Source organism: Sphingomonas trueperi (assembly GCF_040545965.1).
In the GTDB taxonomy this organism is placed as follows: domain Bacteria; phylum Pseudomonadota; class Alphaproteobacteria; order Sphingomonadales; family Sphingomonadaceae; genus Sphingomonas; species Sphingomonas trueperi_C.
In genome coordinates this window covers 94114-117144 of sequence record NZ_JBEPMV010000001.1, presented here as the reverse complement: position 1 = coordinate 117144, position 23031 = coordinate 94114, and the positions used below count along the sequence as shown (strand labels likewise).

General features: G+C 66.8%; 31 protein-coding genes and 1 other RNA gene. 20 read left to right on the top strand and 12 right to left on the bottom strand.

Annotation, left to right across the window (positions count from 1 at the left end):
* Positions 1–29 precede the first annotated feature (29 nt).
* The 5 genes from ABIC35_RS00680 (at position 30) to tatC (ending at position 3055) form a co-directional block, all read left to right on the top strand.
* Positions 30–764, top strand: coding sequence for a segregation and condensation protein A (locus tag ABIC35_RS00680; protein ID WP_121078265.1), 735 nt, complete (start codon positions 30–32; stop codon positions 762–764).
* On the top strand, positions 761–1360 hold the full coding sequence (gene scpB, locus ABIC35_RS00675) for an SMC-Scp complex subunit ScpB (protein WP_121078263.1): 600 nt from the start codon (positions 761–763) through the stop codon (positions 1358–1360). Before ABIC35_RS00680 ends, scpB begins: the two co-directional genes overlap by 4 nt.
* 106 nt (positions 1361–1466) lie before the next feature.
* Positions 1467–1700 (top strand): twin-arginine translocase TatA/TatE family subunit, encoded by a 234-nt coding sequence (locus ABIC35_RS00670; RefSeq protein ID WP_121078261.1) that lies wholly within the window; start codon positions 1467–1469, stop codon positions 1698–1700.
* 99 nt (positions 1701–1799) lie between these two features.
* Entirely contained in the window at positions 1800–2261 is a 462-nt protein-coding gene (locus tag ABIC35_RS00665; RefSeq protein ID WP_121078259.1) for a twin-arginine translocase subunit TatB, read from the top strand.
* Positions 2258–3055 (top strand): twin-arginine translocase subunit TatC, encoded by a 798-nt coding sequence (gene tatC, locus ABIC35_RS00660; protein WP_121078257.1) that lies wholly within the window; start codon positions 2258–2260, stop codon positions 3053–3055. The genes ABIC35_RS00665 and tatC overlap by 4 nt, the downstream gene beginning before the upstream one ends.
* 43 nt (positions 3056–3098) lie before the next feature.
* Here tatC and ABIC35_RS00655 read toward each other — a convergent pair whose 3' ends face one another.
* The 3 genes from ABIC35_RS00655 to ABIC35_RS00645 all read right to left on the bottom strand — a co-directional run bounded on the left by ABIC35_RS00655 (position 3099) and on the right by ABIC35_RS00645 (position 5254).
* Complete coding sequence (locus ABIC35_RS00655; protein WP_121078255.1) at positions 3099–3233, bottom strand: entericidin A/B family lipoprotein; 135 nt, start codon at positions 3231–3233, stop codon at positions 3099–3101.
* 269 nt (positions 3234–3502) lie between these two features.
* Complete coding sequence (locus tag ABIC35_RS00650) at positions 3503–5071, bottom strand: sensor histidine kinase (RefSeq protein WP_121078253.1); 1569 nt, start codon at positions 5069–5071, stop codon at positions 3503–3505.
* A gap of 12 nt (positions 5072–5083) precedes the next feature.
* Entirely contained in the window at positions 5084–5254 is a 171-nt protein-coding gene (locus ABIC35_RS00645) for a NepR family anti-sigma factor (protein ID WP_354278159.1), read from the bottom strand.
* A gap of 272 nt (positions 5255–5526) precedes the next feature.
* Between ABIC35_RS00645 and ABIC35_RS00640 the strand changes: the two genes are divergently transcribed.
* From ABIC35_RS00640 to ABIC35_RS00630, 3 genes are all read left to right on the top strand, one after another.
* Positions 5527–6324 carry a response regulator gene (locus ABIC35_RS00640; protein ID WP_121079529.1) on the top strand — a complete coding sequence of 266 codons (798 nt, stop codon included), beginning with the start codon at positions 5527–5529 and terminating at the stop codon, positions 6322–6324.
* Positions 6325–6388: 64 nt separating this feature from the next.
* Positions 6389–6526, top strand: a complete 138-nt coding sequence (locus ABIC35_RS00635; protein WP_164521758.1) for a hypothetical protein — start codon at positions 6389–6391, stop codon at positions 6524–6526.
* A 96-nt stretch (positions 6527–6622) separates the two neighbouring features.
* Positions 6623–7273 carry a sigma-70 family RNA polymerase sigma factor gene (locus ABIC35_RS00630; RefSeq protein WP_121079527.1) on the top strand — a complete coding sequence of 217 codons (651 nt, stop codon included), beginning with the start codon at positions 6623–6625 and terminating at the stop codon, positions 7271–7273.
* 15 nt (positions 7274–7288) lie between these two features.
* On the opposite strand, the gene ABIC35_RS00625 is transcribed toward ABIC35_RS00630, so the two are convergent.
* A complete protein-coding gene (locus tag ABIC35_RS00625) occupies positions 7289–7999 on the bottom strand; it encodes a carbonic anhydrase (protein ID WP_121079526.1) in 711 nt (236 codons plus the stop codon).
* 166 nt (positions 8000–8165) lie between these two features.
* Between ABIC35_RS00625 and ABIC35_RS00620 the strand changes: the two genes are divergently transcribed.
* The 6 genes from ABIC35_RS00620 (at position 8166) to ABIC35_RS00595 (ending at position 11693) form a co-directional block, all read left to right on the top strand.
* Positions 8166–8294 (top strand): hypothetical protein, encoded by a 129-nt coding sequence (locus ABIC35_RS00620; protein WP_354278157.1) that lies wholly within the window; start codon positions 8166–8168, stop codon positions 8292–8294.
* 52 nt (positions 8295–8346) lie between these two features.
* Positions 8347–8444, top strand: an RNA gene (ffs, locus tag ABIC35_RS00615) — signal recognition particle sRNA small type.
* A gap of 90 nt (positions 8445–8534) precedes the next feature.
* Entirely contained in the window at positions 8535–9368 is an 834-nt protein-coding gene (locus tag ABIC35_RS00610) for a CPBP family glutamic-type intramembrane protease (protein WP_121078250.1), read from the top strand.
* A gap of 11 nt (positions 9369–9379) precedes the next feature.
* Positions 9380–11041 carry a DNA polymerase III subunit gamma/tau gene (locus ABIC35_RS00605; protein ID WP_121078248.1) on the top strand — a complete coding sequence of 554 codons (1662 nt, stop codon included), beginning with the start codon at positions 9380–9382 and terminating at the stop codon, positions 11039–11041.
* Entirely contained in the window at positions 11038–11361 is a 324-nt protein-coding gene (locus ABIC35_RS00600) for a YbaB/EbfC family nucleoid-associated protein (protein WP_121078246.1), read from the top strand. The genes ABIC35_RS00605 and ABIC35_RS00600 overlap by 4 nt, the downstream gene beginning before the upstream one ends.
* Positions 11362–11432: 71 nt before the next feature.
* Positions 11433–11693 (top strand): hypothetical protein, encoded by a 261-nt coding sequence (locus tag ABIC35_RS00595; RefSeq protein ID WP_121078245.1) that lies wholly within the window; start codon positions 11433–11435, stop codon positions 11691–11693.
* A gap of 125 nt (positions 11694–11818) precedes the next feature.
* On the opposite strand, the gene mtgA is transcribed toward ABIC35_RS00595, so the two are convergent.
* From mtgA to ABIC35_RS00580, 3 genes are all read right to left on the bottom strand, one after another.
* Positions 11819–12562, bottom strand: coding sequence for a monofunctional biosynthetic peptidoglycan transglycosylase (gene mtgA, locus ABIC35_RS00590; protein ID WP_121078243.1), 744 nt, complete (start codon positions 12560–12562; stop codon positions 11819–11821).
* A 61-nt stretch (positions 12563–12623) separates the two neighbouring features.
* On the bottom strand, positions 12624–13529 hold the full coding sequence (gene rpoH / locus ABIC35_RS00585) for an RNA polymerase sigma factor RpoH (RefSeq protein WP_121078241.1): 906 nt from the start codon (positions 13527–13529) through the stop codon (positions 12624–12626).
* Between the two features lie 60 nt (positions 13530–13589).
* On the bottom strand, positions 13590–14546 hold the full coding sequence (locus ABIC35_RS00580; protein WP_121078239.1) for an RluA family pseudouridine synthase: 957 nt from the start codon (positions 14544–14546) through the stop codon (positions 13590–13592).
* Between the two features lie 18 nt (positions 14547–14564).
* Here ABIC35_RS00580 and ABIC35_RS00575 point away from each other — a divergent pair, with 18 nt between their 5' ends.
* Entirely contained in the window at positions 14565–14966 is a 402-nt protein-coding gene (locus tag ABIC35_RS00575; protein ID WP_354278154.1) for a M67 family metallopeptidase, read from the top strand.
* 147 nt (positions 14967–15113) lie between these two features.
* Here ABIC35_RS00575 and ABIC35_RS00570 read toward each other — a convergent pair whose 3' ends face one another.
* On the bottom strand, positions 15114–15974 hold the full coding sequence (locus ABIC35_RS00570) for a hypothetical protein (protein WP_121078236.1): 861 nt from the start codon (positions 15972–15974) through the stop codon (positions 15114–15116).
* 91 nt (positions 15975–16065) lie between these two features.
* Positions 16066–16716 (bottom strand): DsbA family oxidoreductase, encoded by a 651-nt coding sequence (locus ABIC35_RS00565; protein ID WP_121078235.1) that lies wholly within the window; start codon positions 16714–16716, stop codon positions 16066–16068.
* Between the two features lie 136 nt (positions 16717–16852).
* Between ABIC35_RS00565 and ABIC35_RS00560 the strand changes: the two genes are divergently transcribed.
* Both ABIC35_RS00560 and ABIC35_RS00555 read left to right on the top strand, forming a co-directional pair.
* Positions 16853–16996: a lmo0937 family membrane protein gene (locus tag ABIC35_RS00560; protein WP_121078233.1), complete on the top strand. Its 144-nt coding sequence runs from the start codon at positions 16853–16855 to the stop codon at positions 16994–16996.
* 246 nt (positions 16997–17242) lie between these two features.
* Positions 17243–17887 carry a histidine phosphotransferase family protein gene (locus ABIC35_RS00555; protein WP_121078231.1) on the top strand — a complete coding sequence of 215 codons (645 nt, stop codon included), beginning with the start codon at positions 17243–17245 and terminating at the stop codon, positions 17885–17887.
* Positions 17888–17895: 8 nt separating this feature from the next.
* Here the strand turns inward: ABIC35_RS00555 and arsB are convergent, their stop codons facing one another.
* Genes arsB through ABIC35_RS00540 form a run of 3 tightly spaced genes read right to left on the bottom strand, consistent with a single transcriptional unit; the run spans position 17896 to position 19686 of the window.
* The gene (arsB, locus tag ABIC35_RS00550) at positions 17896–18918 is read right to left on the bottom strand and encodes an ACR3 family arsenite efflux transporter (protein ID WP_121078229.1); all 1023 of its coding nucleotides are present in this window, start codon (positions 18916–18918) and stop codon (positions 17896–17898) included.
* Positions 18918–19346, bottom strand: coding sequence for an arsenate reductase (glutaredoxin) (arsC, locus tag ABIC35_RS00545; protein ID WP_121078227.1), 429 nt, complete (start codon positions 19344–19346; stop codon positions 18918–18920). Before arsC ends, arsB begins: the two co-directional genes overlap by 1 nt.
* A 10-nt stretch (positions 19347–19356) precedes the next feature.
* Entirely contained in the window at positions 19357–19686 is a 330-nt protein-coding gene (locus ABIC35_RS00540) for an ArsR/SmtB family transcription factor (RefSeq protein WP_121078225.1), read from the bottom strand.
* A 132-nt stretch (positions 19687–19818) separates the two neighbouring features.
* On the opposite strand from ABIC35_RS00540, the gene ABIC35_RS00535 reads away from it, so the two are divergent.
* From ABIC35_RS00535 to ABIC35_RS00525, 3 genes are all read left to right on the top strand, one after another.
* Positions 19819–22137, top strand: a complete 2319-nt coding sequence (locus ABIC35_RS00535; protein ID WP_121078223.1) for a chemotaxis protein CheA — start codon at positions 19819–19821, stop codon at positions 22135–22137.
* On the top strand, positions 22137–22565 hold the full coding sequence (locus ABIC35_RS00530; protein ID WP_121079524.1) for a chemotaxis protein CheW: 429 nt from the start codon (positions 22137–22139) through the stop codon (positions 22563–22565). The genes ABIC35_RS00535 and ABIC35_RS00530 overlap by 1 nt, the downstream gene beginning before the upstream one ends.
* A 77-nt stretch (positions 22566–22642) precedes the next feature.
* Positions 22643–23008: a response regulator gene (locus ABIC35_RS00525; protein ID WP_121078221.1), complete on the top strand. Its 366-nt coding sequence runs from the start codon at positions 22643–22645 to the stop codon at positions 23006–23008.
* Positions 23009–23031 lie beyond the last annotated feature (23 nt).

Here is a 23031-nt window from a genome sequence, read left to right as displayed (position 1 = left end):
GGCCCGCTCCCCCCTCCTATGACCACCCGGTGGACGGGGGCGACGACATTCTGAAGATCGAGGTCGAGGGCTGGGAAGGCCCGCTCGACCTGTTGCTGGCGCTCGCCCGCACGCAGAAGGTTGACCTCCGCCAGATCTCGATCCTCGAGCTGGTCGAGCAGTACCTCGCCTATGTCCACGCCGCGCGCGAGCTGCGGCTGGAGCTCGCCGCCGACTATCTGGTGATGGCGGCGTGGCTCGCCTATCTCAAATCCGCGCTGCTGCTGCCCCGCAACCCCGCCGAGAGCCCGAGCCCGGAGGAACTGGCGCTGCGCCTGCAACTCCGCCTCGAACGGCTGAGCGCGATGCGCGAGGCAGGCGCCCGGCTGGTTGCGCGCGATCGGATGGGGCGCGACGTCTTCCCGCGCGGCGCGCCCGAAGGCCTGCGCGTCCAGCGCCAGGCCAAGTGGGAAGTCGAGATATACGACCTGATCGCCGCCTATGGCCGGATCAGCGCGCGCACTCGGCCCGTCATGCACGTCGTCGCCCACCGCGACGTGATGACGCTGGAGGCGGCGCTGGAGCGGCTCTCCACCCAGCTCGGCACGCGCATCGACTGGGACGTGATCGAAAGCTTCCTGCCCGAAGGCGCCAGCGACCTGTTTCGCCGCTCGGCGCTTGCTTCGTCCTTCGTCGCGGCGCTGGAGCTGGCGCGGCAGGGCCGGCTGGAGATTCGCCAGGACGCGCCGTTCGCGCCGCTCTACCTCAAGGCGATCCCGATATGATCGATGCGGGGGATCCGATCCGCGCGGTGGAGGCGGTGCTGTTCGCATCCGAAGCGCCGCTCAGCGTCGACGAGATTCGGGCTTATGTCGGCCCCGAGGTCGACATCCGCGCGGCGCTCGCAGCGCTCGGCGACCACTATGCCGGGCGCGGCATCGAGCTGGTCCGCCGCGGCGATCGCTGGCATTTCCAGACCGCGGCCGATCTCGCCCATCTGCTCCGCCGCGACCGCGAGGACAGCCGCAAGCTGAGCCGCGCGGGCATCGAGACGCTGGCGATCATCGCCTATCACGAACCGGTGACACGAGCCGAGATCGAGGCGATCCGCGGCGTGCAGATCTCCAAGGGCACGATCGATGTGCTGATGGAGGCGGGCTGGGTACGCCCCGCCGGGCGCCGCGAAGTGCCGGGGCGGCCGCTGATGTATGCCACCACGGCGGGTTTCCTCAGCCATTTCGGCCTCGCCAGCCGGCGTGACCTGCCGGGGATCGAGGACCTCAAGGCGGCGGGGCTGCTCGACCCCGTCGATCTCGCCTTGGAACAGCTCGATGCGGCCGAGGCAGCGGCGGAAAGCGAAACTGTCACGGACGACGAATAGGCGGGTCATACCGGATTCGGCCGGTACAACCATGGTACAGGGTGATCAGCCGTTGCCGTGGGGAGCCGCGGGCCTTAGATAGGTCGGGATATCAAGGAGAATTCTCATGGGTAGCTTCAGCCTGATGCACTGGCTGGTCGTCGGCATCATCGCCATCCTTCTGCTGGGCGGCGGCCGTTTCTCCCACATGATGGGCGACGTCGCGAAGGGCATCAAGAACTTCAAGAAGGGCATGGCCGAGGACGATACCCAGACGCCGCCGACCCGGATCGAAGGCAAGCCGGCACCGGAGCCGGGCTATACGCCGGAAGCCGAGCGCGCTCGCGAGGAGCATCGCTGAGCCCCTGCCGGGGCGCCGGTAAGGCCCGGCGGCCCGGATGTTGATCGCAGCGCGCCGGGGGTAACCGGCGCATGCCGTGCGAGTGGATGCGCCGACAGAATGTTCAATATCGATTCCGGCGAGTTTTTGGTCGTGGCCATCGCCGCCCTCATCTTCATCGGGCCGAAGGACCTGCCGCGGGCGATGCATTTCGTCGGCAAATGGGTCGGCAAGGCCCGCGCGGTGGGGCGGCAATTCCGCTCGGGCATCGATTCGATGGTCCGCGAGGCCGAGCTGGCCGAGCTGGAGAAGCAATGGGCGGCGGAGAATGAGCGGATCATGCGCCAATATCCGCCGCAGCCGCTCGCAGCGCCTGAAACGCCCGCGATCGAGCATGTCGCGCACGAATCCGTCTCGCACGATCCTGCGCCGCACGACCATGTCCCGCATGACGGCGATGCCCCGGTGATGACGCCGCAGCCAGAGATCCATGCCGATCCGGCGCCGGTAGAGGTCTCCGCGCCGAAGCCCGCTGCCAACGATTCCAAGCCCGTACCCCCTGCCAGCGAAGTACAGCCGTGAGCGAGATCGACGACACCCAGGCCCCGCTGCTCGAGCATCTGATCGAGCTGCGCAAGCGGCTGGTCTGGTCGATCCTGTCGCTGCTGGTGGCGTTCGGCGGCTGCCTCTATTTCGCGCGCGGTATCCTTTCCTTCCTCGTCGCGCCGCTCAAGACGGCGGGGCAGGCGAGGATCATCAACACCGATATCTTCGGCGGCTTCCTCGTCGAGGTGAAGGTGGCGTTCTTCGCCGGGCTGATGATCGCCTTCCCGATCATCGCCAACCAGCTTTGGCAATTCGTGGCACCCGGGCTCTACCGGCGCGAGAAGCAGGCGCTGCTGCCGTTCCTGCTCGCCACGCCGCTGCTGTTCACCGCCGGCGCCTGCATGGCCTATTTCGTCGCGATCCCGGTGGCGCTGAAGTTCCTGCTGGGCTTCCAGGGCAATCTCGGCGGCGTCGAGCAGACCGCGCTGCCGGACGTGAACAACTATCTGAAATTCATCATGCAGTTCATCTTCGGCTTCGGCATCTCGTTCCTGTTGCCGGTGCTGCTGATGCTGCTCGAACATGCCGGCATCGTCACCTATGAGCAGCTCAAGGGCGCATGGCGCTATGCCATCGTCGCCTCGGTGGCGATCGCGGCGGTGCTGACCCCGCCGGACGTCGGCTCGCAGCTGCTGCTGGCGGGCCCGCTGATCGGGCTGTATTTCCTGTCGCTGATCGCGATCTACTTCACCCGGCGGCGGCGCGAGCGCACGGCGGCGACCGAGGCGGAAGTGGCGGAGTCCGAGGGCGAGGCCCAGACCGCCGAATGAGCGAAGCCCCCGCCGCGGGTGCGGCAGGGGCTCGCTGAACTGCTTACTTGGACTTGTCGGCGGCGTTGGCGACGGTGTCGCCGGCCGAGGCAACGTCCTTGCCTGCGCCTTCCACGGTGTTGCACGCGGCGATCAGCAGGGTACCGGCGAGCGCGGCGGCGGTGATGAGTTTACGCATCGAAAATCTCCTTCATTCCCCGTTTGCCGGGACGGAAGGTTCAATGCGGCGCGCGTGGAAACGTTCCTGCAGTCCAGCGCAGAGGCGCTGTGCCGATCTAAATCTGGCGATGTCAGGAAGGAAGTAGGCCCGGAAGCGTCACCGGGGGGGGGGAGGGTAGACGCTTCCGGGCCCATGTCGTGGACAGCGAGAGCGGGGGGGCAAAGGTCGCTATCCGAAGTGTAGAACGTCGCCCCTGTCTCGGGGTTCCACCACTTCGGACGATTTTTTCAGAAGCGTCCGGTGATCGCGATCGTGGTCTCGTAGGCGCCGACCAGCGGGTCATGGTGGAGTTGGGTGCGCAGCTGGCGGGCGAGGCCCAGCAGCACGCGGCCATAGCGCTTGTCGACCAGCCCCTCGAAGACCGGACCACCCACCAGCGCCGGCGAGGAGACGCGCAGCACGGCGCGATCGGCGTCTTCGGGCGCCTTGATCGAGATGCGGATCTGCGCGGCCGGATTGCAGCTGACCGCCAGCTCGATGATCTCGGTGAGCAGGAACGACACCGCGATCGCTACGTCCTGCGTGACGAGCAGCGATTCGACTTCCAGTGTGATGCCCAGCCCGCGTGACTGCTCGGGCGCGGTGGCGCGCAGATTGGCGGCGAGCTCGCCGATCACCGAGCGCAGTTCCAGCCCGCGATTTTCCTCCATCTCGGCATAATGGTGGCGGTGGACCACGGCGAGCGCATCGACCCGGCGCTGGATCGAGGCATAGGCGTTGGCCGCTTCCTCGCCCCGGGCGGCGCGCGCGTGGAAGTTGATCAGGCTGGAGATCACCTGCAGGTTGTTCTTCACCCGGTGGTGGACCTCGCGGGTGAGGCGGGTCTGCTGGACCAGCCCCTTGGCGAGATCGGCCTCGTGCGCCTGCACGGTGCGGCTGATCTCGCTGAACGTGTCGCCCAGCTCGCGGATTTCCTGCGCGGGGATGGGGCCCAGCCGCTCGGTGTCGATTACGTCGCCGGGCTGATAGTTGGCGACGCTGCTGCGCAGCTGGCGCAAGGGACGGATCAGCAGGATGTCGACGACGAACCAGCCGATCGCGGCAGCGGCGATCCACATCACCACCAGCAGCACGGTTGCGATCACCAGCGGCGAGGTGATCGGCGCGCCCGGCATGGTGGTCTCGAGCGCGAGATCGTCGACGCCGAGGTTGCTGCGCAGGCTCTTGCCGCGATCGAGCGGGCCGTTGTCCTTGAGCGCCCGCAGCGTCAGCCGATCACCATGGCCGATCAGCGCCGCGCCATATTCGGGGACGAAACCGCTCGGCCGGGCGAGCCCCGCGAGCAGATCGCGCGGATAATAGGCCGTGGCGGTCGCGCCGTCGCTTCCGCTGATCCGCAGCAGCAGCCCGCCCGGAACGATTCGCGCGGCGACATCGCTGCGGGGCGTATCGGCCATGCGGATCTGCTCGAAGGCGCGCCCGCACAGGGTGCGTCCGCGCCGATCGAGCACGACAAAATGCGCTTGGCCCTGCGCGGCATAGGTGCCGGCGAGCCTTGTGCAGCTGGGAGCGTCGTCAGGGTTGCGTTCGAGCGCGGCGAGCGCCTCGCCGAGCTGCGCGACATGGTTGGCGAGCAGATTCTCGAGATTGCCCGCGCTTTCCTGCGCGGTGACGCTCAGCCGCTCGCGCGCCTCGTCATCGGCGCTGCGCGTGGTCTGCAGGGTAGTGAACAGCGCAATGAGGGCCAGCGGCAGCAGCGCGCCGACCAGAATCAGGAAAACCTTGGCGCCCGTGGGCAATCGCCCGAGCGCCGCCGAGAAGCCTCGGCCGCGGAGCGGAGAATCCAGGCCGTTCATGGGTGGATTCGTTTAATCGAGCTTCTTCAGCAGGTCGAGCAGGTCATCCGGCACCGACTCGTTCAGCGTCTCGTCATATGCACGGCGCAATACATCCCCCACGTCGGGATTGGGGCGCGGCTTCTTGTCGCTCCCCTGCTCCGGCTGCGGCTGCTTGCCCTGATCATCTTTAGCGGAATGCACCAATTCCCCCCTAAGGGTCCGGAAAATGTCCGGACACCCGGACGAATGAACGATGTGACCGCTACCGCGAATAGTGATAACGACGCCGAGTGCAAGCACCCGACGTCGCGATAACCATCCACGCGGTCCGGACGATGAAACCAAAGAGCACCTCGATTGTTCCACCCACGATGCGAAATCCGGGGAGGGGCTTCTTCGGGTGACGGAATCGATTGAAATACCGCCCGCCGGGGGCGACAACGCCCCCGAACCTGATGGAGAATACACAGCTCATGTCGCTTGGTCAGCAACTCGCGCCGCACCTTCCGCTCCTGCGGCGCTATGCCCGTGCGCTCACCGGCAACCAGGCCGAAGGCGACCGCTATGTCCGCGCCGCCCTCGAAGCGATCGTCGAGGCGCCCGATCAGTTCCCGCGCGACGTCGATGCGCGGCTCGGCCTGTATCGCACTTTCCAGGTGATCTGGCAGTCGAGCCAGTGGGACGACAGCATCGACGCGGTCGAGCAGGGCAACGATGCCGAGGCGATCGCCCGAAAGCGCCTCGCTCGCCTCACCCCGCTATCGCGCCAGGCGCTGCTGCTGACGACGGTGGAAGGCTTCCCGCCCGAGGACGCTGCGTATCTCATCGGCGAGCAGTCCGCGCGCGTGACCGAACTGGTCGCCGAGGCGGTTGCCGAGATCGAGCGCCAGACGCGCACCCGCGTGATGATCATTGAGGACGAGCCGCTGATCGCGATGGATCTCGAGCAGATCGTCCGCGACCTCGGCCACGATGTGACCGGCGTTGCCGTCACCCGCGACGAGGCAGTTGCGCTGGCCATGGAAGATCGTCCGGGCCTGGTGCTCGCCGACATCCAACTGGCCGACGACAGCTCGGGCATCGATGCGGTGAAGGACATCCTCGCTGAATTCGCGGTGCCGGTGATCTTCATCACCGCCTTCCCCGAGCGCCTGCTCACCGGCGAACGCCCGGAGCCGACCTTCCTGATCACCAAGCCTTTCCAGCGCGAGACGGTGAAGGCGACGATCAGCCAGGCACTGTTCTTCGACGAGGCAACTGTCCCCGCGTGATGGTAAAATGGGGCGGGTTCCACCCGGTACGGACCTAAAACGGTTTTCGGGTGTTTAGCATGTCATGGCTGAGCAAGACGAACCCGCCCACCTCTCCACGGATCGCGCCCGCGCCGGTACGACCCCGGGAGTGACGCGCTACGTGCTGATTATCGGCACGCTGTTGGTCATTGTGATTTTTGCTGTTATCTTGTTGGTTTGACGGCAAATGCTGCACAGCACGGTGCTTGACATCAAGCCGTCCGACCCCAGCTTGACAACGAACCGCGACGCCCTGCGCGCTAACGATCGGGATTGCATGACCGAAGCTACCCACACGGATCACGACGAACCGGGCACGCCTGCGGCCCCGGTGGAACATGTTTCGCTGTCGGATCCCGAGTTCAAGACGCAGCTGGCACAGGTGATCCCGCATCTCCGCGCGTTCGGTCGCTCGCTGTCGGGCAGCCGCGATCTCGCCGACGATCTGGTTCAGGAGACCCTCCTGAAGGCATGGGCCGCGCGCAAGCGCTTCCAGGCCGGCACCAACATGCGCGCCTGGACCTTCATCATCCTGCGCAACCTCTATCTCAGCCAGATGCGTCGCGCGCGCTTCAAGGGCGAATGGGACGATCTGGTCGCTGACCGCCTGCTGGCAGCACCCGCGAGCCAGGATCGCCATGTCGAGCTGGCGGACATGCAGCGCGCGCTGCTCCATTTGCCGCAGCCGCAGCGCGAGGCGTTGATTCTCGTTGGCGCGGGCGGCTTCGCGTACGAAGAGGCAGCCGAGATCTGCCAGGTTGCGGTCGGCACGATCAAGAGCCGCGTCGCTCGCGGCCGTGTCGCGCTTGAGGCGCTGATGTCGGAAGGGCAGCTGCCCTCGCGCCGCTCGACCTCGCTCAACGAGGACGGCCGCACCGCGCTCGACACGATCATGGGCGAAGTGGACGATCTCAGCCGCGAGCGCTGAGATCGCCTATAATCACTAGTCCCAGAACTGCACTGGCTTGTCGGCAATCTCGTAATATGCCCCGGTGACGAGTAGGCGGCCAGCCCGTTGCGGTTCCTGTAGCAGTGGGTCTGTCCGTGTGCGCAGCGCGCCAACCATCCGCGTAACGTGAAACTTGGTGGCGCTCTCCAATGCATTGTTCGACGAACGATGCGCGATCGCGGCCGGCAGAATCGGTTCCAGCATGTTGCCGATCACACCTGGGAAATCGTCGCCTGACGTGGCGACGCGTAGTGCGCCGGAGACTGCGCCGCAGTTCTGGTGCCCTAACACGACGATCAGCGGCACGTTCAGCTGCCATACTGCATATTCAAGCGAGCCGAGCGCTGCAGTGCTGAGCACGTTGCCGGCGTTGCGAACGACAAATATGTCCCCTAGCCCGCCACCGAAGAGCAGTTCTGGTGGGACGCGACTGTCCGAACAGCTCAATATAGCACAATAGGGCGACTGCGACTCGGCTAATTTTGCTGCTGATCTTGTGATTTCTCGAGCCTTATCCGCCAGGAACGCCTTGTTGCCCTCCTTCAGTTTTGCCAGCGCTTCTTGCGGCGTGCGCGGGCGAGTGCTGTCTTGCTGTGCAGGCTTGTTCTGCGTCCATCTTGCGTCCGCTGAAACTGGAAAAGTCGATGCAACCAGTGCGGTTGCGGCGCCCAGGAAGCACTGCCGTCTACTGAGTTGGTCGGTCATCCTAACCCCCGTCTGGTTGATCACAACGACTCTACTACGTGATATTAGCATTTGTATTTTGATCGTGGAAGAAAAAGTCTCCTGACAGGAGGGGCGGTCCGGGAATTACCGTATGGGCGGAGATCGGCCACGCGAGCAACGTCGCGCTCTATTCGGAGGCTGGCATATGCGACTCGACCGTTCCAATCCTCATCAGACCGGCTTCGGGCCTGTCACCGCAGCGGTGATCGCTGCGACGGCGCTGATCCTGGCTTTGACGCTGGTCCTCTGGCGACTGTTCGCACTTGCGGCCTGAGCTGCGCCGCAATTGCGCTCTTGCCACCCGCACGCGCTTCCCCCATATGCGCCGCGGGAGTCGGGCGGACGGGATCGTCGCCAACCCGGTCAGGTCCGGAAGGAAGCAGCCGTAACGATTTCGTCCCGGGTCGTTCCGGCTCCCACCCATCACCTCACATCGCTGCATCCGTGAAGCTCCCGATGGCGCGACTGCGCCTTGGGCCGCAAATGCCGTGCGTTCCACTGCGGAGGGGCGGGCATGCGACGATCTTCGAGCCAAATCCGGCTGTTCCTGCTGCTGGCGTTCGGCTTTTCCTGGACGATCTGGATCCCGATGGCACTGCTCGGCGTGGTCGTGCGGCCGGGGATGCTGCCGACGCATTTCGGTGGACTGCTGCGCCCCTGGGTTGCGGGCAGCGTGTGCGTGCTGGTCTCGGCGCCGAAAGCCGCGCGCGCGGCGTGGCTCCGCCGGCTGATTGGGCTGCCCCAGGGGGTGCGCGGCTGGTTGCTCGCACTCACGCCCTTCCTCCTGATCGCCGTGTTTGGCGCTGCCGCGGCATGGATGTGCCATCCGATCGAGGCCATCGCGCTGCTGCGGTTCAGCGGACTGCCGGTGCTGCCGCCGCTCGCACTGTTCGCCGTCGTGCTGGTGGTGAACGGCTATGGCGAGGAGGCGGGGTGGCGCGGCTATCTGCTGCCCCGCTTGCAGGCACGCTACGGCGCGATCGGCGGTGTGCTGGCGCAGGCGGCGATCTGGATCGTGTGGCATGCGCCGCTGTTCTGGATCGTCGCGACCTATCGCGGCATGGGGCCGGCGATGCTGGTCTTCGGCTTCGGCCTTGGGCTGGTGCTCGGCGGGTTCGTGCTGGCGCAGGTGAGCGCCGCGTCGCGCGGGAGCGTGCTGGCGGCGGCCTTGTGGCACACCGGCTATAATTTCGGCACGGCAACCGATGGTGGGGCCCTGCTCCAGGCCGGGCTTTCCGCCATTGTGATGACGTGGGGCGCGGCGCTGCTGCTCCGGGCACTGCTCTCGCCCGCCGGCTGGCGCGCGATCACAGTGCCGGACTTCGACAAACGCCGCGCGGGTCCCTAGATAGGTTCGTGATGTCCGATTCCCTGCTTGGCCTCGACGAACCCCCGCAGCCGCAGCGCGGCGAAGCCTATCGCGTGCTTGCCCGCAAATACCGGCCGCAGACGTTCAGCGCGCTGATCGGTCAGGATGCGATGGTCACCACGCTGGGCAACGCGATCAAGCGCGACCGGCTGGCGCACGCCTTCCTGCTGACCGGCGTGCGCGGGGTGGGCAAGACCTCTACCGCCCGGCTGATCGCCAAGGCGCTCAATTGCATCGGTCCGGACGGGCAGGGCGGGCCGACGATCGACCCTTGCGGCGTCTGCGAGCCCTGCCGCGCGATCGCAGAGGGGCGCCATATCGACGTGATCGAGATGGACGCCGCCAGCCATACCGGCGTCGACGACGTGCGCGAGATCATCGAGGCGTCGCGCTATGCGGCGGTCTCGGCGCGCTACAAGATCTACATCATCGACGAAGTTCACATGCTGTCGAAGAACGCGTTCAACGCGCTGCTGAAGACGCTGGAGGAGCCGCCGGGGCATGTGAAGTTCCTGTTCGCCACGACGGAAGTGAACAAGGTGCCGGTGACGGTGCTGTCGCGCTGCCAGCGTTTCGACCTGCGCCGCATCCCGGCCGAACTGCTCGCCGAGCATTTCGCGCGCGTTTGCGAGGCCGAGCAGGTCGAGGCGGAGCCCGAGGCGCTGGCGCTGGTCGCCCGCGCCGCGGAAGGCTCGGCGCGCGACGGGCTCTCGATCCTCGACCAGGCGATCGCGCATGCGGGTCTGGAAGGCGAGGGGGTGAAGGCCGAAGCCGTGCGCCAGATGCTCGGCCTGTCCGATCGCGGCGCCAACCGCGCACTGTTCGGGACGCTGGTCGAGGGGCTGGCGCAGCAGGCGCTGGCGGAGCTGCGGGCGCAATATGATCTGGGCGTCGATCCGCTGGCGGTGCTGCGGGCGCTGCTGGAGACGGTGCACGGCGTGACCCTGGTCAAGCTCGGCACGCACCGCCTCTCCGGCCAGTCGACCGAGGAGCGCGAGGCGATGGAAGGCTGGGCGAGCCGGCTGTCCTTCCCGGCGCTTCACCGGCTGTGGCAGCTGCTGCTGCGCGGGCATGACGAGGTCGCCAAGGCGGCACTGCCGATCGAGGCGACCGAAATGGCGCTGCTGCGCGTGATTCACGCGGCGCAGCTTCCCGATCCCGGCGAGTTGGCCAAGCAGATCCTCAGCGGCAGCATCGCGGTGCCAGCGGGCGCTCCTGCCGCCGCTGCGCCTGCCGAGCCGACCGCGCCGGCCCCGGCGACGGTGCAGGAAACCGGGCCGGTGCTGCCGACCAACCTCGCCGAGCTCGCCGAGCATCTGGAAGAGCATCGCCGCCTCCAGCTCGCGATGTTCGTGCGCGACTATATGCGGCCGGTGCGCTTCGAGGGCAGCGAGATCGATTTCGGCGCGGCGCGGCCGCTGCCGCAGGATTTCGTGCGCGAGCTGGGCGGCGCGCTCAAGGACAGCACCGGCGTGCACTGGAAGATCACCCTCGTCGAAGGCGCCACCGCGATGACGCTGCGCGAGGAACAGGCGGCGAAGGAAGCGGCGGAGCGCGAGGCAGTGCTCGCCTCACCGATCGTCGCCGCCGCGATTGCAGCTTTTCCTGATGCCGAGTTGATCGGCTGGACCAAGACCGGGAGTGACGGATGAAGAGTCTCGAAGAAATCATGGCCATGGCGCAGAACGTCCAGGCCGAACTCACCAAGGCGCAGGCAAATCTCGACACGGTCGAGGTGGAGGGTGTGTCGGGCGGCGGGCTGGTCAAGGTGAAGGCGAGCGCCAAGGGCCGGATCATCGGCATCGCGATCGACGATTCGCTGGTCAACGTCGCCGAAAAGGCGATGCTGGAGGACCTGCTGGTCGCCGCCTTCAACGATGCGCGGGTCAAGGCGGATAGCGCGTCGTCGGAAGCGATGAGCAAGATGACCAGCGGCCTGCCGCTGCCGCCGGGCTTCAAGCTCCCGTTCTGAGACAATAGCTTAGGGAACCATAAGTTCGTCCCCTCGGTTGCTGTCGCCAGTGTAACCGAGGAGAGACGATCATGGCCGAACGTATCGTTGAAGACGGCGTGGCGACCGACCGCGCGACCCACACCACGGTGATCGAGCGCCGCAGCGGCGGCGGTGCCGGCATGGCGCTGATCGGGCTGGCGGTGCTGATCGCGGTGGTGATCGGGGCCTTCTACCTGTTCAACCAGAATGCCCGCGAGAACGCCAAGACTAACGCGGTGACCAGCGCTGCGAGCAGCGTCGGCGATGCCGCGAAGGACGTCGGCGACGCGGCGAAGGACTCGGCGAAGTAAGCTTCAACCGAAAAGCTGTGATCCCGGCGGAAGCCGGGATCCATTGGCCTCGCCGCTGCGGCTCATGCTGTCTCGGAGTGGCGAATGGATCCCGGCTTTCGCCGGAATGACAATGTATAGGGCGCTCACTTCAGGCACCGATCCAGCCCGTTCCCCGCCACCACGTTGATCCGTGCGTTGATCTTGTTGCCATAGCGCCGGGTGAACCCGCGCGGGTCGATCGCCGCGCGCTTCTTGGGCAGCGGCAGCACCGCGGCGATCAGTGCGGCCTCGCGGTCCGAGAGCTGCGACGCATCATGGCGGAAGTAGCGCATCGCACCGGCGTTCACCCCATAGGTGCCGATGCCGGTCTCGGCGACGTTGAGGTAGACCTCCATGATCCGCCTTTTGCCCCAGATATTCTCGATCAGCACCGTGAAGTAGGCTTCCAGGCCCTTCCGGAAATAGCCGCCGCCCTGCCACAGGAACACGTTCTTGGCGGTCTGCTGGCTTATCGTCGAGCCGCCGCGAATCTTGTGATTGCCCTGGGCATTGCGCTGATAGGCCTTCTCGATCGCCGCGAAATCGAAGCCGTTGTGCTGGCAGAAGCGTGCGTCTTCCGCAGCGATCACCGCACGCGCCATGCTCGGGTCGATCTGGCGGAGCGGCATCCAGTCCTTGGTGGCGCCGTGCCCGGCAAACACGTCGCCGATCATCGTCCAGGTGATGGGCGGCGGCACGAAGCGGTAGACCGTCACCATCAGCAGCGACAACAGCACGAAGCCGAGAACGAGTTGGATCCCCAGCACGATCAGCCGGCGCCACCAGGGCTTGCGGGCCTTGGCCGGGGAACGGCGGGGGGAGGAGGGGCGGGCGCGATTCTTGCTCACGTTTCCGCCATGCCCCAGCCGGGGCGGTTCCTGCAATCGCTTGCGGGAACCGCCGGCCGGATCAGTGGGCGGCGAGCAGGCGGCGATCGCCGGCCAGACGCATCATCGCCTTTTGCAGCTTCTCGAACGCGCGCACCTCGATCTGGCGGACGCGCTCGCGCGACACGCCATAGACCTGGCTCAGCTCCTCGAGCGTCTTGGGATCGTCGGTCAGGCGACGCTCGGTGAGGATGTGCTTCTCGCGCTCGTTGAGGTCCTCCATCGCCGAGACGAGCATGTCGTGGCGGACATCCGCCTCCTGCGCGTCGGCAACGGCCTCGTCCTGCAGCGGGCCTTCATCGGCCAGCCAGTCCTGCCACTGGCTCTCGCCATCCTCGCGCATCGGCACGTTGAGCGAGGTATCCCCGCCCATCGCCATGCGGCGATTCATCGAGGTGACTTCTTCCTCGGTCACGCCCAGATCGGTGGCGATCTTGGCGAGGTTTTCCGGGGACAGGTCGCCATCCTCGAACGCGTCGAGCTTGGCCTTCATCCGGCGCAGGTTGAAGAACAGCTTCTTCTGCGCGGCGGTGGTGCCCATTTTCACCAGGCTCCACGAGCGCAGGATGAATTCCTGGATCGAGGCGCGGATCCACCACATCGCATAGGTGGCGAGGCGGAAGCCGCGATCGGGCTCGAACTTCTTCACGCCCTGCATCAGGCCGATATTGCCCTCGGAGATCAGTTCCGAGACGGGCAGGCCATAGCCGCGATAGCCCATGGCGATCTTCGCCACGAGACGCAGGTGCGAGGTGACCAGCTGTGCCGCCGCATCGGTGTCGCCATGCTCCTGGAAGCGCTTGGCGAGCATATATTCCTGCTCGGAGCTCAGGATCGGAAATTTCTTGATCTCGGCCAGGTAGCGATTGAGGCTCGCTTCGCCGCCAAGCGCCGGAATCGTCGCGGGGACGTTGCTGCCGCTAGCCATGATCGTTTCTCCCTTTCCAACGGGTGCCGGTCCAAACGGAGGGACTCGGGCGCCCAACACTCATACGAGAAGCTGGTTGAACAGTTCCTGCATGTCTGCAGGCATTACGCTATCGAACGCCAAAGCGTTACTTTTGATCGGGTGGATGAACCCGAGACGTGCCGCATGCAAGGCCTGGCGCTGGAAACCCAAGGTTGCCAGAAGTCCGCGGTGGGTGGAACGCATACTTCCATATAGAGGATCACCCACCAGCGGGTGGCCGATCGACGCCATGTGCACGCGTACCTGATGGGTACGTCCTGTCTCCAGCCTACATTCGATCAACGTCGCATCGCGAAGCTGGTTCAATCTTGTCCAGTGCGTGATCGCATGCTTGCCGTGACCGGGCGAACACACCGCGATCTTCTTGCGGTTGCTTGGCGAGCGCGCGAGCGGCGCGTTCACCGTGCCCGAGGCGGCGAGCACCCGGCCGCTGGCGATCGCCCGGTAGCGCCGGTCGATGCTGTGCGCCTTGAACTGCGCCGCGAGGCCGACATGCGCGCGATCGGTCTTGGCCGCCACCATCAGGCCGGAGGTATCCTTGTCGATGCGGTGGACGATCCCCGGCCGCGCGACGCCGCCAATGCCTGAAAGCTGGCCGGCGCAGTGGTGGAGCAGCGCGTTGACCAGCGTGCCGTCGAGATTGCCCGCCGCCGGATGGACGACCAGGCCCGCCGGCTTGTCGATCACGATCAGATGCTCGTCCTCGAACACCACGTTGAGCGGGATGTCCTGCGCTTCGTTGTGCGCAGGCGCGGGATCGGGCACCACGACCTGGAACACCGCGCCGCCCACGGCCTTGCGGGCGGGGTCGCGGGCGAGATTACCGTCGGGGCCGGTAACGGCGCCGGAGGAGATCAGGGCCTTGACCCGCTCTCGCGAGAGCGTCGGCAGCGCATCGGTCAAGGCACGGTCGAGCCGCCAGCCATGCGCCTCGTCCGCGATCCGCGCTTCTAAGATGGAAACCCCCTGATTCATGTTTTACCGGAAATGGGCATGGGCGTTACGATTTCAAGATCTATACTGGACGGTATGAAAAAAGCTTCAGCCGCTGCGGCGCCGCGGGAAGCGTGCGGGCTGTTGCTTGGGGCAGGGGGCAGGATCGAACGCTTCACCGAGTGTGCAAACGTTTCCGAGGTGCCGGAGATCCGCTTCGAGATCGATCCTGCGGCGCTGTTTGCTGCGCTGCGCACGGAGCGGGCGGGCGGGCCGGCGCTGCTCGGCTATTGGCATTCGCATCCCAGCGGGGATCCCAGCCCATCGCGCACCGACGCGGCGATGGCGGCGGCGGACGGGAAATTGTGGGTGATCCTGGGCGGGCAGGACGTCACCTGCTGGCGAGCCGGGGAAGCGGGGCTGTGGGACCGGTTCGCGGAAGAACCGCTGATCGTCGTCTAGGTTCGGAAAGAGCGTTTCCTCCCCCGCCAGGGGGAGGTGGGCCGCGCAGCGGGTCGGAGGGGGAGGAAGCACGCCGGCCGCGAGGTTCTGGCATCCTCCCCCTCCGACGCCTTCGGCGCCACCTCCCCCTGGCGGGGGAGGAAACGCTCAAGCGAGCGCCGGAGCGTGGTCCGCCGCCAGCACCAGCCGTCCGCATTCGATCATCTCGCTGAGATGCGCGGCATAGTGGTAGCGGATCGTCGGAAAGCCCTCGGGATGGAAGGCGCGGCGGCTGGGGCCGTCATGCAGCAGGAAGCGGTTCGCCTCCGCGCGTTTGAGCAGCCGGCGGACATGCGGTTGCGACACGCCGAACCTGCGGGCCAGTTCTGTTAGCGGGACCGTCGCGCCCTCATTCGGCGTGAACCGGTCATCGGTGCAGGCAAGCGCCAGCGTGTGGAGGATCGCGCAGCCCGCCAGCGGGTGTAGGAACGAGGCGCGCAGGCTTGGGAAAGGGTCCGGTCCGCTCGCCAGCGCATAGAGCCGGCTCGCTTGAACGCTGAGGAAGTGCTGATAGAGCGCTGGGTCTTCCAGCGCCTCCGCAACCGTCGCCAGCGCCGGATCGAGCATCGCGGCGGGTTCCAGCGCGGCCTGGATGTGTCGGCACCAGGCGCGCTGGAAGGCCGGGGTCGTCCGGTAGCCATTGTCGGCGGCGGGGGCGAGCACGCCGATATGCTGCATGAAGTCGATCAGCGCGGCGGCGCGATTGGCGGTCAGCAGCCCGGTGGCGGCGCAAATCTGGCGGAGCAGGGTGAGGGTGAGGCCGCCGTGGTTGTCGAGATAGGCGGCCGACATTGCCGTGATGTAATGGCCGGCATCCTTGAACACTGCGGCGAGCGTGCGATCTGCCTCCGCCACTGCAAGGATGTTGGCGGCGAAGCACCGCGCCGCCACCCCGAACGCCGGATGCGCGGCGACCTCGACCCAGTGCGGAGGCAGCGCCTCCGGATCCGTTGTTGCCGCCTGAAGCACTGGTATCGACCCCCAATCTACGTTTCGCTCGCTAGCATGCGACTTTCACTGGGAACAATTCGATTCCGTAACAAAAAACCGGAATTACAGGTTAGCGCGCTTCTGTCGCGATCTGGCACAGCGCCTGCTCGAACGCTTCAGGCGGCTGACCGCCGGAGATCAGATAGCGTTGGTCGATGACGATGGCGGGCACCGACTGGATGCCGCGCGATTGCCACAGCGCCTCCTCGGCGCGGACCTCCTCGGCATAGCGCCCCTCGTCGAGCACGCGTGCTGCGTCGTCGCGGTCGAGCCCGGCCTGTTCGGCGGCGGCGAGCAGCACGTCCCGGTCGCCGGGGTTCTTGCCCTCGGTGAAATAGGTGGTGAACAGCGCCATCTTGAGCGCATGCTGGTCGCCGATCAGCCCGGCCCAGTGGAGCAGCCGGTGCGCGTCGAAGGTGTTGTAGATGCGGGACTCGTCCCCCATCGCGATGGTGAAGCCGAGCGCGGCGGCACGCTCGCGGATCATCGCACGGGTGCCGGCGGACTGTTCGGGCGTCGCGCCATATTTGCGGCCGATATGCTCGACGATGTTCTCGCCCTCGGGCGCCATCGCCGGGTTGAGCTCGAAGGGATGGAAGCGGATCTCCGCCGACACCACGTCGCTCGCGCGGGCCAGCGCTTCCTCCAGCCCCTTCAGCCCGATCACGCACCAGGGGCAGACCACGTCGGAAACGAAGTCGATGGTAAGCTGTCGGGGCATGGTGCGCGCTCCTGCAAGGGTGAGGTTCGGCGCTAGACCAGACCGAAGCGTCTGAAAAGTCTGCGCTCGCTGCGCATAGCCGGAACGATCCTGCCCCTCCTCACGTTAACCGGTCCGAATTTCAGGGAGAGAATTCATGCTTTGGACGCTCGTCGTAATCCTCGTCATCCTGTGGCTGCTCGGCTTCTCGTTCCACATCGCCGGCGGGATCATCCACATCCTGCTCGTGATCGCGCTCGTGATCGGCCTGATCCAGCTGTTCACCGGCCGCAGGGTCTGACGCAGGGCCCGGCGGGACGCTTTCGCGCCCGCCGGGCCTCGCCACACGAAGAATGCGGGGCCGCGCGCCCCACGATGATTTTCTACCCCACCAGCAAGCGCAGCTATTCGGCGCATTTCATCGCGACCGCAGCGCGCAATCCCGGGTCGTCCGACAGGTGCCACCGATCGCGCGAGGTTGCTGCCACGATGCTTGCAGCTTCCCACGCGCTGCGCCAAAGGGGATTCACAGCTGGAGCCTCACAACTTGAATATCAGCCCTACCGAATTCGCGAGTCTGCTTTGTTCGCGCCTGTGCCACGACTTGCTGAGCCCCGTGGGGGCACTCAACAATGGCCTGGAACTGCTTGCCGACGAACATGATCCGGAGATGCGCGCGCGCTGCCTGGAACTGCTGGCCGAGAGCGCGCGGGCGAGCGCCAACAAGCTGAAGTTCTTCCGCCTGGCCTTCGGCGCCGCGGGCGGATTCGGCGAGACGGTGGACACGCGCGAGGCGCAGGCCGCGCTCGAAGGGCTGTTCGGCGACAATCACCGCGTGAAGATCGGCTGGATGGTCGAGGAGCCGGTGATGGCCAAGCAGGCGATCAAGGTGCTGCTCAACCTCGCGCTGATCGGCGGCGACGCGCTGGTGCGCGGCGGCCAGCTCGATATCGGCGCCGAGACGACCGACGGCACGATCGAGATCGTGATCCGCGCCGACGGCCCGCGCATCGTGCTCGACCCCGAACTGCGCGGCGCGCTTGCCGGCGGCCGCGAGGAAGTGCCGATCACCCCGCGCGCGGCGGCCGCGTTCCTCGCGCACGAGCTGGTCGTCCAGCATGGCGGCGAGCTCCAGGTGAGCCCGCCCGATTCCGAAGTGCTGCTGTTCGGGGCCTCCTTCCCGATCGGCTGAGCGGGGGCTCAGCCCCGCTCGTACCAGCCGCGCGTGCGCTGCACGATCGCGACGACCGACAGCATCACCGGCACTTCGACCAGCACGCCGACCACGGTGGCAAGCGCCGCGCCCGAGCGCAGCCCGAACAGCGAGATCGCGGCGGCGACCGCCAGCTCGAAGAAGTTGGACGCGCCGATCAGCGCCGCCGGCGCCGCCACGCACCAGGCGACGCCGAGCTTGCGCGACAGCCAATAGGCAATGCCCGCGTTCAGATAGACCTGGACGAGGATCGGCACTGCGATCAGCGCGATCACCAGCGGCTGGGCGAGGATCGCCGCGCCCTGGAAGCCGAACAGCAGCACCAACGTCGCCAGCAGCGCGACCAGCGACAGCGGTGCGAGCGTCTTGAGCAGCCGGTCGAGCGCGGGCTGCCCGCCGCGCGCCAGCACCGCGCGCCGCAGCAGCTGGGCGACGATGACGGGCACGACGATGTAGAGCAGCACCGATAGCAGCAGTGTCGCCCAAGGCACGCTGACCGAGGCGACGCCGAGCAGCAGCCCGACCAGCGGCGCGAACAGGAACACCATCAGCACGTCGTTCAGCGCGACCTGGCTGAGCGTGTAGTTGGGCTCGCCGTCGCACAGGTTCGACCAGACAAACACCATCGCGGTGCAGGGTGCGGCGGCAAGCAGGATCAGCCCGGCGATATAGCTGCCGATCTCCGACGCGGGCAGCAGCGGCGCGAACAGATGGGCGAGGAAGAAGGTGCCGAGCAGCGCCATCGAGAAGGGCTTCACCGCCCAGTTGACGAACAGCGTGACTGCAACGCCTTTCCAATGCTGGCGTACCGATCCGAGCGCGGCGAAGTCGATCTTGAGCAGCATCGGCACGATCATCAGCCAGATCAGGCCGGCGACGACCAGGTTGACCTGGGCGAACTCCGCCCCGGCGATCACGGCGAAGGGACCGGGCAGCAACTGGCCGAGCGCGATGCCGACGAGGATGCACAGCGCCACCCACAGCGACAGATAGCGTTCGAAGGTCCCCATCAGCCGATCCGCCGGCCGGTGGCGTCGACGACCTGCTCGCCGTCTTCCTTGGCGAACGCGCCTTGCTGCGCGCTCGGCAGCAGGTCCAGCACCCGCTCGGAAGGGCGGCACAGCGCCACGCCCAGCGGGGTCACCACCAGGGGACGATTGATCAGGATGGGGTGCGCCTCCATCGCATCGAGCAGCGCGTCGTCGTCGAGCGCCGGGTCGCCGAGCCCGAGTTCGGCATAGGGTGTGCCCTTCTCGCGCAACAGCTCGCGTGGGGTGAGCCCGGCGCGCGCCAGCAGTTGCGCCAGCAGCGCGCGGGCGGGCGGCGTCTTCAGATATTCGATCACATGCGGTTCGATGCCGGCATTGCGGATCATCGCCAGCGTGTTGCGCGAGGTGCCGCAGTCCGGATTGTGATAAATGATGACGTCGGTCGACATAGGGCTTCCCTCAGCAGCAGGTGAGTTCTTCGAGGAGGGGCGCGCACAATTCGGCGCGGCCCTCGCAACAATCGCGGGCGAGGAACACCATCAGCGCGCGCAGTCGGGCGAGATCGGCGTGCTGCACGAAATGGCGGCCCTGCTTCTCGGCGGTCACCAGCTTCGCGCGGGCGAGCACGCCGAGATGCGTGGAAAAGGTGCTCTGCGGTAGGCCGATCGCCTCCGCCAGCGCGCCGGTGTGGAGCCCGTCCGGGGCATGGCGCACCAGCAGGCGGAACGTCGCCAACCGCGTCGGGTGGGCTAAGGCGGCCAGCGCGACCAGGGCATCTTCCTCACTCATGCATCGGGATTATCCGATGCTTTGCGTGGGTGCAAGATGCATCGGGAATAGCCGATGCGTCTCCTGCGGCGGCTAACCCGGAATTAACCCTCGGTCGCCATGGTGGCAGACGGAAATTTCCACCGGGGCCCCATGGACGACCTGCTGCAGGACTTCATCGCCGAGACGCGCGAGACGCTCGAGGCGCTTTCGGGCGAGATCGTCGCCTGGGAGTCGCAGCCCGACGACCGGGCGCGGCTCGACGCCATTTTTCGCTTCGTCCACACCGTGAAGGGCAGCTGCGGCTTTCTCGACCTGCCGCGGCTGGAGCGGCTGGCGCATGCCGCCGAGGACGTGCTGGCGCAGGTACGCGACGGCGCGCGGGTGCCGGATCGGGCGCTGGTCAATGCGGTGCTGGGCGTGGTCGACCGGATCGGCGAGATCGTCGAGGCGATCGATGCCGGCGCCGCGCTCGACGACAGCGGCGAGGAATTGCTGATCGCCGCGCTGGCGGAAGGGTCGGAGGAGATCGTGCTGCCGACGCTGGTGGCACAGCGGGCGCCCTCGCGCAGCGTGCGGCTGGGTGTCGACCTGCTCGACCGGATGATGAGCGGCATGTCGGAGATGGTGCTGGCGCGCAACGAGCTCGCCCGGCGGTTGCGGGCCGGCGAGATCGATCCCACGGTCGAGGCGGCGCTGGAGCGGCTCTCGCTCACCGTCGGCGAGATGCGCGATACGGTCACGCGCACCCGCATGCAGAAGATCGACGCGCTGTTCTCGCCGCTGCCGCGCATGGTGCGCGATACCGCGGCGGGGCTTGGCAAGTCGGTGGCGCTGCAGATCGAGGGATCGGACGTCGAGCTCGACCGCGAGATGATCGAGGTGATGCGCGATCCCTTGGTCCACATCATCCGCAACGCGATCGACCATGGCATCGAGGCACCGGCCGAGCGCCGCGCCGCGGGCAAGCGCGAGGTGGGCCGGCTGTGCGTCTCCGCGCGACAATCGGGCAACCAGATCATCATCGAAATCGCCGATGACGGGCGCGGCGTGAATGTCGACCGGCTGATTCAGAAGCTTGCCTTGAGCGGCATCCGCAGCGAGCGCGACCTGCATGCGCTGAGCGATGCGGCCAAGCTGGAGCTGATGTTCCACCCCGGCCTGTCGAGCAAGGATACCGTTTCCGAGGTCAGCGGCCGCGGCGTCGGCATGGACGTGGTCAAGGCGAGCATCGACCAGATCGGCGGCCGGATCGAGCTGGACAATGTCCCCGGCAAGGGCCTGCGCATCGCCATCCATGTGCCGCTGACGCTGTCGATCATCTCGGCGATCATCGTCGGCGCGGGCAAGCAGCGCTTCGCCATCCCGCGCCAATCGATCGAGGAGATCGTCAGCGAGCGCGGCGAGGCGATCCGCATCGACCAACTGGGCGGCACCCCGATCGCCACCGTGCGGGAGCGGCGGATGCCGCTGCTCGACCTGGGCCATCTGCTGGAGCTGTGCCCGAACCGCGAACAGCATGGGCCGCGCATGTTGGTGATCGTCGGGGCGGGGGCGGGGAGCTATGCGCTCGCCGTCGACGAGGTGCTCGATAATGAGGAACTGGTGATCAAGCCCGCCTCGCCCGCGGTGATGGCGACCGGCATCTATGCCGGGCAGACCTTGCCCGATTCCGGGCTGCCGATGCTGCTGCTCGATACGGCCGGGATGGCGCGCGTGGGCGGCCTAGATTTCAGCCGGGACCTCAGCGCCGCGTTCGGTGACGTGGTCGAGGAAGCGGTCGCGCCCGGGATGCCGGCCTTGTTGTTCGACGATCTCGACGGCGTCCGACGTGCCGTGCCGCTGGCGGCGGTTGATCGTGTCGAGAAGGTGTCGGCCGCGCAGGTGCAGCTCGCGGCGGGCACGCACCGCCTGGCGATCGACGGGCGGATCGTGCCGCTGGCGATGCAGGGGCAGCTCGACGGTCGCGAGCGGTTGAGCGTGCTGCGGCTGAAGGACGAGGATGCCGAAGTCGCCTATGCCATCGACGAGGCGATCGAGATCGTGACGCTCCCTGCCGAGATCGCCCCGGCACGCTCGCCCGGCGCGGCCATGGGCGTGGCGCTGGTCGAGGGCGAGCAGATCGAGGTACTCGACGTGCTGTGGGTGTTCGACATGCATGTCGATCGTGTCGCCGCCGAGGATGCGCCGCTCTGCCTACTCGCGGGCGACAAGGACGGCTGGCTGGCGACCTTCGTCCGGCCGTTGCTGGAGACTGCAGGCTACCGCGTCGCCGGGAGCCTCGCGCCGGGCGAGATTCCCGCGGTAGTGCTCGCCGCCGATGCGGCCGATCCGGGTACGCCCCTTGCTCCGGTGGTTCGCCTGCGCCGCAAGCGCCAGGCCGAGCCGGGCGACGACAGCGTCTATCGTTATGATCGCGCGGGCCTGCTTTTCGCGCTCGAAGCGCGGGTCGGCGCACGGGGAGGGTGCTGATGGCCGACCAGTTGTACCTGATCGCCGAAGTGGCGGGGCGTACCGTTGCGATCGATTCGGACCAGGTCGAATCGGTGGTCGATATCGGCGAGGTGACCGCGGTGCCGCGCGCGGCCAAGGCGGTGCGCGGGCTCGCCGCACTGCGCAGCCGCGTCGTCACCGTCGTCGATACCGAGGCGGCGCTGGGGATGAACGGCTGCACGCTCGCCCGGCGCGCAGTGATCACCGCGATCGACGGACATCATTATGCGATGCTGGTCGACACGCTGGAGGATGTCGAACCCTTCGAGCTGCGCCCGCTCGCCGGTGGCATCGCGCTGGAAGGGAATTGGCGGACCGCCGCGCGCGGGCTGGTCGAGCGGGATGGCGAGCCGATCCTGGTCGTCGATCTCGCCGCGTTGGTCCCCGCATCGGCGCTGCTTTCGTGAACGCGGATTAACGCGAAGCTTACACCTTTGCAGGTAAAGTGGAATTTCAAAGACACCTGCCAGGGGATCAGGGACCCATGAAGACGTGCCTCGTCGTGGACGATTCGAAAGTGATCCGGAAAGTCGCCCGGCACATTCTCGAAACCCTCGATTTCGAAGTCCGTGAGGCCGGTGACGGGCGCGAGGCGCTCGATTCCTGCCTTGCTGCCACGCCGGACGTGGTGCTGCTCGACTGGAACATGCCAGTGATGAGCGGCATGGACTTTCTGCGTGCGCTCAAGACCTCTGCGCTGGAGAAGCGCCCCAAGGTGGTATTCTGCACCACCGAGAACGGCATGGCTTATATCCGCGCAGCGATCGAAGCCGGGGCCGACGAATATGTGATGAAGCCGTTCGATCGCGAAACGCTGGAAAGCAAGCTGCAGATCGTCGGCGTCGCCTGACCTCCTCCCGCCGGAGCGCGCCC

Bases quoted from the DNA above. Each gene is read 5' to 3' on its own strand.
- ABIC35_RS00525 (WP_121078221.1), top strand. From the start codon at position 22,643: ATGAAGACGTGCCTCGTCGTGGACGATTCGAAAGTGATCCGGAAAGTC.
- ABIC35_RS00620 (WP_354278157.1), top strand. From the start codon at position 8,166: ATGCGACTCGACCGTTCCAATCCTCATCAGACCGGCTTCGGGCCTGTC.
- rpoH (WP_121078241.1), bottom strand. From the start codon at position 13,529: ATGGCTAGCGGCAGCAACGTCCCCGCGACGATTCCGGCGCTTGGCGGC.
- ABIC35_RS00605 (WP_121078248.1), top strand. From the start codon at position 9,380: ATGTCCGATTCCCTGCTTGGCCTCGACGAACCCCCGCAGCCGCAGCGC.
- ABIC35_RS00650 (WP_121078253.1), bottom strand. From the start codon at position 5,071: ATGAACGGCCTGGATTCTCCGCTCCGCGGCCGAGGCTTCTCGGCGGCG.
- ABIC35_RS00530 (WP_121079524.1), top strand. From the start codon at position 22,137: ATGGCCGACCAGTTGTACCTGATCGCCGAAGTGGCGGGGCGTACCGTT.
- ABIC35_RS00540 (WP_121078225.1), bottom strand. From the start codon at position 19,686: ATGAGTGAGGAAGATGCCCTGGTCGCGCTGGCCGCCTTAGCCCACCCG.
- ABIC35_RS00595 (WP_121078245.1), top strand. From the start codon at position 11,433: ATGGCCGAACGTATCGTTGAAGACGGCGTGGCGACCGACCGCGCGACC.
- ABIC35_RS00575 (WP_354278154.1), top strand. From the start codon at position 14,565: ATGGGCGTTACGATTTCAAGATCTATACTGGACGGTATGAAAAAAGCT.
- ABIC35_RS00640 (WP_121079529.1), top strand. From the start codon at position 5,527: ATGTCGCTTGGTCAGCAACTCGCGCCGCACCTTCCGCTCCTGCGGCGC.
- ABIC35_RS00630 (WP_121079527.1), top strand. From the start codon at position 6,623: ATGACCGAAGCTACCCACACGGATCACGACGAACCGGGCACGCCTGCG.
- ABIC35_RS00655 (WP_121078255.1), bottom strand. From the start codon at position 3,233: ATGCGTAAACTCATCACCGCCGCCGCGCTCGCCGGTACCCTGCTGATC.
- ABIC35_RS00635 (WP_164521758.1), top strand. From the start codon at position 6,389: ATGGCTGAGCAAGACGAACCCGCCCACCTCTCCACGGATCGCGCCCGC.
- ABIC35_RS00665 (WP_121078259.1), top strand. From the start codon at position 1,800: ATGTTCAATATCGATTCCGGCGAGTTTTTGGTCGTGGCCATCGCCGCC.
- ABIC35_RS00535 (WP_121078223.1), top strand. From the start codon at position 19,819: ATGGACGACCTGCTGCAGGACTTCATCGCCGAGACGCGCGAGACGCTC.
- ABIC35_RS00580 (WP_121078239.1), bottom strand. From the start codon at position 14,546: ATGAATCAGGGGGTTTCCATCTTAGAAGCGCGGATCGCGGACGAGGCG.
- ABIC35_RS00670 (WP_121078261.1), top strand. From the start codon at position 1,467: ATGGGTAGCTTCAGCCTGATGCACTGGCTGGTCGTCGGCATCATCGCC.
- ABIC35_RS00625 (WP_121079526.1), bottom strand. From the start codon at position 7,999: ATGACCGACCAACTCAGTAGACGGCAGTGCTTCCTGGGCGCCGCAACC.
- ABIC35_RS00600 (WP_121078246.1), top strand. From the start codon at position 11,038: ATGAAGAGTCTCGAAGAAATCATGGCCATGGCGCAGAACGTCCAGGCC.
- scpB (WP_121078263.1), top strand. From the start codon at position 761: ATGATCGATGCGGGGGATCCGATCCGCGCGGTGGAGGCGGTGCTGTTC.
- ABIC35_RS00560 (WP_121078233.1), top strand. From the start codon at position 16,853: ATGCTTTGGACGCTCGTCGTAATCCTCGTCATCCTGTGGCTGCTCGGC.
- ABIC35_RS00610 (WP_121078250.1), top strand. From the start codon at position 8,535: ATGCGACGATCTTCGAGCCAAATCCGGCTGTTCCTGCTGCTGGCGTTC.
- arsB (WP_121078229.1), bottom strand. From the start codon at position 18,918: ATGGGGACCTTCGAACGCTATCTGTCGCTGTGGGTGGCGCTGTGCATC.
- arsC (WP_121078227.1), bottom strand. From the start codon at position 19,346: ATGTCGACCGACGTCATCATTTATCACAATCCGGACTGCGGCACCTCG.
- ABIC35_RS00565 (WP_121078235.1), bottom strand. From the start codon at position 16,716: ATGCCCCGACAGCTTACCATCGACTTCGTTTCCGACGTGGTCTGCCCC.